Below are 4,817 nucleotides of genomic sequence, written 5' to 3' on the forward strand. Positions count from 1 at the left end.
CAAGGAGGTTCCACCTGTTCCCATTCCGAACACAGAAGTTAAGCTCCTTAGCGGTTATGATACTTGGCTGGAGACGGCCCGGGAAAGCGACACATCGCCGGAACAATGGAGAGGATAATCCTCTCCAACATATTCCTCCATAGCTCAGTCGGTAGAGCACTCGGCTGTTAACCGAGTTGTCGTTGGTTCGAGTCCAACTGGGGGAGCCATCTGGCCCGTTGGTCAAGCGGTTAAGACACCGCCCTTTCACGGCGGTAACACGAGTTCGAATCTCGTACGGGTCACCAAAGGGTTGTAACGCAAGTTGCAACCCTTTTTGTTTCTTTATTATAAAAATTCGAATATGGATCTTTAGCTCAGTTGGCGCGAGGCGTTAAACAAAAGTGTCCAGTGGACAGTTTTGTAGGCTCGGGGCGCCGCAACCAAAATTGCGTCCGGGAGGACACAGCAATTTTGTGTGTTGCAAGAGGATAGAGCAACCGGCTCATAACCGGTCGGCCTGGGCACGAGCCCGAAGCGCTGCCGGTGGCAGAATAAGCGAGGTGCTCGGGGCGGAGTGGTCAAAACCGTGTGCGAGAGCAAAGAACGGTTTTGGGTACCACAAGAGGGCTATGTTCGCGCAGATTTTTCGGTAAGGAAACAAAAAATAAAAACTAAATATGGATCTTTAGCTCAGTTGGTTAGAGCAACCGGCTCATAACCGGTCGGTCCTGGGTTCGAGTCCCCGAAGATCCACCAAAAAAGAACCGATAGTTGATACAAGCTCAGCTATCGGTTCGTTATTTTTCATCCTTAAAGCCCTTTGTGCAGAGGTTTTTTCTTTTTTGGGTGAACCCTCTTTTGAAATAGGAACGAAAATGTTGGACGAATTTTAATTTATAATTGGATTTCTGTTTTTTACCGTTAATTTGTACCCCCACCGTTAAATTCTTATTTTCTTAAGCGGTATTTGTTTATATTCTTTTGGAGAAACGCCTACAATCTTTTTGAATATGGGAAAAAATATATAGAGTTCGAAAAGTCGGAGAGATATGCGATGTTTTAACTGAATCGATGCCATGGCCCAAGGGAGATACGACATATTTTATATGCAAATTTCTTAAGTGCTCCGAGTAGTTTGTACCCATCTTTTTTCTGAATTTATGAGAAAGATATTTTGAATTATAAGAAACATATTTATAGACAATCCGGACTTTAAGCCCACCGAGATGCAATTTAAAAGCTATAGAAAAGTACTTGAAGAATAGCAAACAAAAACACCGACCCTTCGTCGGTGTTTTTGTTTTGAGAATAAACCGAAAGAATTTTACGTTTCTGTTCATAATTCCCGAATCAGGATGCAACTGTTTGGACCAATCGTAAAGCTCAGGTTGTCAGTTTGTTTCATCTGTTCCGCATCATGGGTGTCGTCAAGTAAATAGACTTCATAGGTGCCGGGACGCCCAAAATCAACGCGGATTGTCTTTTCAACGGGATTTTCATCGGCGTAATTGGTAATAACACAAATTGCTTTTTCATTTTTGCCTATTCCGCAAAGCGAGTAGATGTTTTCGGGATGCGAATCGCAACGGATTTCGGCTTCCAAATCATAAAACATGCCATACCACTTCAAGGGGTAATAACCTTTCAGCGGTTCATATGTATAGTAATCAAACGCACCGCAAAAAACGGAAGGACGTGTATCGTAGTACATCAGCATATCAATCGTGGAGGTTTTCTGTGCTACTGAGATGCATGCCATGATAAACGCGGCACCTTTCATACCATGAATTGCTTTGACTGAATCTACAAATCTTTCATTCCATTCTTTTACATAATTCCATTCGTTTAAAACGCTTTCTGCATGTTCGTATCCGTTTTCTAAAAGAAGCTTTTGGATTTTTTCACCTTTTTCAAGCATCTGAATCGGCTCAACACAATAAATGTGCCATGAAAAGAAATCAATTGGGACATTTCTTTTTTGCATTTCTTTTAAGAAATCCTCTGCCCATTTTAAGTTCCATGCAAGAGCGGGGCCACCAATTTTAAGATGAGGAAAACATTTTTTCAGATGCTTTGCCGCGATTTCATACATATCAAAAAACTCGGTTTTTACGCCGCCCCAGGTGCGCTTGTTCAAACTGTCGTCGGCATCCAGATCCGGTTCGTTCCAAATTTCCCAATATTCAATATTCAAACGATAGCCGTTTGCCCAGCCTTCGTTATAGTGACGGATGATGTGCTCACAAACAGATGCCCATTTTTGAAAGTCTTTAGGCGGCAAAGTGCCGTATTTTTTGATTTGGTGTTCAATGGTTTGCCCCAATCTAAAAAAGGTTTGCGTGCCTGCCTCCAAGGTGGCCAGGATAGATTCATCGGTACATACAAAATCATAAGAGGAAGGATCATTTACATCTGCATCAAAGTCCGGAAAAATCAATGTGATGTCATGGCTGTGGGGACCACCGTAAATAGTATGAAGTGCAGAGTCGTGGTTTCGGGAATAAGGGATTTTCGCAGCTTTATAGGCCTCAAGATTGCTTCTTCGTTGGTCGTTTGCATGGCGCTTGTGCCATGGGCCGCCGTTGGTTGCATTTAAAATTTTAAATTTGCCTTGTTTTTTTGTTAAATCAAATTTTAAGATTTCCATGTGATTACTCCTTATTCATCTAAAATCGACACTATTAAACCGGGCAATTCGGTTTTGCATTGGCGTACGGTAAGACCAACAGTTTCAATCAGTTCTCCGGAAATTGTAAGTCGATTGCCGCAAACAGCCACCTTTTCTGTAATATCCTGTGCCTCTATCGTGCAAAGGTCTTGTGCAAATATCTTTTTGTCGGTTATATCATCGGTAAAGGTAATGGTCAGGCTTTTATATTTACCAAATATACCGACAGGATATCTGCTTTCGCCGCCTTGCACTGACACATCTGCTAAAATAGAATAGAAAATACTGCCGCCGGTGGTGCGAGGAGCCGCGTAAACCGAGAGCGCTTTTGTAAGCGGATGAATACTGCATACAACCGGCGGTTTTTCATTATATTCCGCTTTAACTTCCGGTAAAGGCATATTACGGCTCATAGCGGTAAAACAATCCTGCGCCACATACTTTTCCGATACATACGGCCAGGGATTTCCTTCTATATAAGGATAGCAGTAGGCGTCTGTAACGTAGTTTTCTGAAATTTCGAATGGACTTTCGCTAATTGCAAAGGGGGGAGCCAATCGTTGCCATATTAAAGCACGTTTCAGCGCTGTCATAGGCGTTTCCAGCTTTTTTGTGTAATGAAACGCAGGATTGCTTTCAAAAGTATAATTGCGCATAGCGCCGATTGAACAACCCAATGCGGCGCCAATATAAACGCCGTCTTCTACATTGGGTATAGAATTGCTTTCTTTTTCTTTCCCGCGTGCCGCTTTAAAACATTCCATAGCGCGGGACATCAGGGTTACATTGCGGAATTCTGCCGTAGCGTCATAAACGCGAAAATAATCGCAATGCAACTGGTAAAAACCGATTTCCTCCAGACGGTTTTGGTAATCTTCGTCCGCATGTTCTGCAACACGTTTATCAAATACCCATTGGGTGTAAGCGTGCTCTATTTTGGTGCTCGGACTGTAGAGTTTAGCCAGTCTGTTCAGCATAACCCGATAGTCTTTGTCATGGTCGTTCGCGCCCCAGTCGAGTTTTAAGTATTGAATATCTGCTTCTTTACACCAGAGCATGCGCTCTTTCCAGTATGGCTCAGCTTCTTCGGCGGAAAAAATTTTGCATTCCGGATTTGCAACTTGTACAGCAACCCATAATCCGATACCTTTATAACCCATTCCCTTAACAGTATCACCTAACTTTTTGAGCTTTTCTTGCGGCGTGCCCGTGAAAGAGGGGAATCGGGTTTCGTCTAATATTAAACTGCCAAACTTAAAATAATTTGCATCTCTGTTTCTAAAACTAATATTATTAAGGCCGTAGGGAATATCCCAACCGTCATCTAAAACGACAATTAAATCTCCGCGAATTTCCGGATCGATGGTATGTAAAACACCAACTTCACCAAATAGAAACTCTTCTCCCATACAGTCTCGGTTGCTGTCGGTGTTTATTTTTTGTAGTGTTTTGTTTTTGGAAACAGTGGTTTGTGTACGCCAGGTGCACCAATAGTTCCCGGTATGTTGTGGCTTGCTGTTTTTTAACAAATTCATATTATGCGCCTCCTTTTGCTCATTTTAACATTTGGTCAATGCAAAAGTCAATAAGAAATAAGAAAATGCGAATTTACAATACTAAATGCTGAATTGATATCACAAAATGTTTGGGATGTGTTTTATTTTAAGCAATTTATGTTGTAAATTAAGAGGATGTGAATAATTCTTGATTTTTAAATATCATTCTGATATGATGTTGGTGTAGGAAAAATTTTCTGCCTGAATCAGACTTTTGACATTTATTTTTTGCTATGGGATGAATGCCGGTAGTCATAAAAGAGAATTTTGCCTGTTTTTATATGGACGAAGCCTGACCACCTTCGTCCATAGACTTTTTGTTAAGTTGGCTTTTATTAACATGGTAAAGGGGGATAAGATGCAAAGGAAAAGACTGGCTGTTTTGTTAGTGTGTTGCATGTGCGCGTTACTGCTTTATGTACCTGTTTTAGCAGAAAGCGCGCCCACCTTTACAGACGCGGCAGTGCTGAATAAAAATATGAATGAGACCGGTCTGACTGCAACGTTGGATGCAAACGGTGTTTTAACCGTATCGGGTACGGGTGAGTTTCCGGCTTATGCGTCTACCTATCAAAAGCAATACCCTTGGTTCAATGCATATTGGACCAATA

3 protein-coding genes, 3 tRNA genes and 1 rRNA gene are annotated in these 4,817 nt (G+C 41.9%); 5 read left to right on the forward strand and 2 right to left on the reverse strand.

Annotated features, from left to right (window positions below):
- The 4 genes from rrf to IJE10_04830 all read left to right on the forward strand — a co-directional run.
- Positions 1–103 (forward strand): 5S ribosomal RNA (gene rrf / locus IJE10_04815); the annotation flags it as partial.
- Between the two features lie 30 nt (positions 104–133).
- A tRNA-Asn gene (locus tag IJE10_04820) sits at positions 134–209 on the forward strand.
- 3 nt (positions 210–212) lie between these two features.
- Positions 213–287: transfer RNA gene (locus IJE10_04825), tRNA-Glu, on the forward strand.
- Between the two features lie 374 nt (positions 288–661).
- Positions 662–738 (forward strand) — tRNA-Ile (locus IJE10_04830).
- A 580-nt stretch (positions 739–1,318) separates the two neighbouring features.
- Here IJE10_04830 and IJE10_04835 read toward each other — a convergent pair.
- Both IJE10_04835 and IJE10_04840 read right to left on the reverse strand, forming a co-directional pair.
- A complete protein-coding gene (locus tag IJE10_04835; protein ID MBQ2967431.1) occupies positions 1,319–2,629 on the reverse strand; it encodes a hypothetical protein in 1,311 nt (436 codons plus the stop codon).
- A gap of 11 nt (positions 2,630–2,640) precedes the next feature.
- Positions 2,641–4,185 carry a hypothetical protein gene (locus IJE10_04840; GenBank protein MBQ2967432.1) on the reverse strand — a complete coding sequence of 515 codons (1,545 nt, stop codon included), beginning with the start codon at positions 4,183–4,185 and terminating at the stop codon, positions 2,641–2,643.
- A gap of 379 nt (positions 4,186–4,564) precedes the next feature.
- On the opposite strand from IJE10_04840, the gene IJE10_04845 reads away from it, so the two are divergent.
- A partial coding sequence (locus IJE10_04845) for a hypothetical protein (protein MBQ2967433.1) occupies positions 4,565–4,817 on the forward strand: 253 nt, incomplete at its 3' end.

The sequence above is a fragment of the Clostridia bacterium genome (assembly GCA_017410375.1).
Lineage (GTDB): Bacteria > Bacillota > Clostridia > RGIG6154 > RGIG6154 > RGIG6154.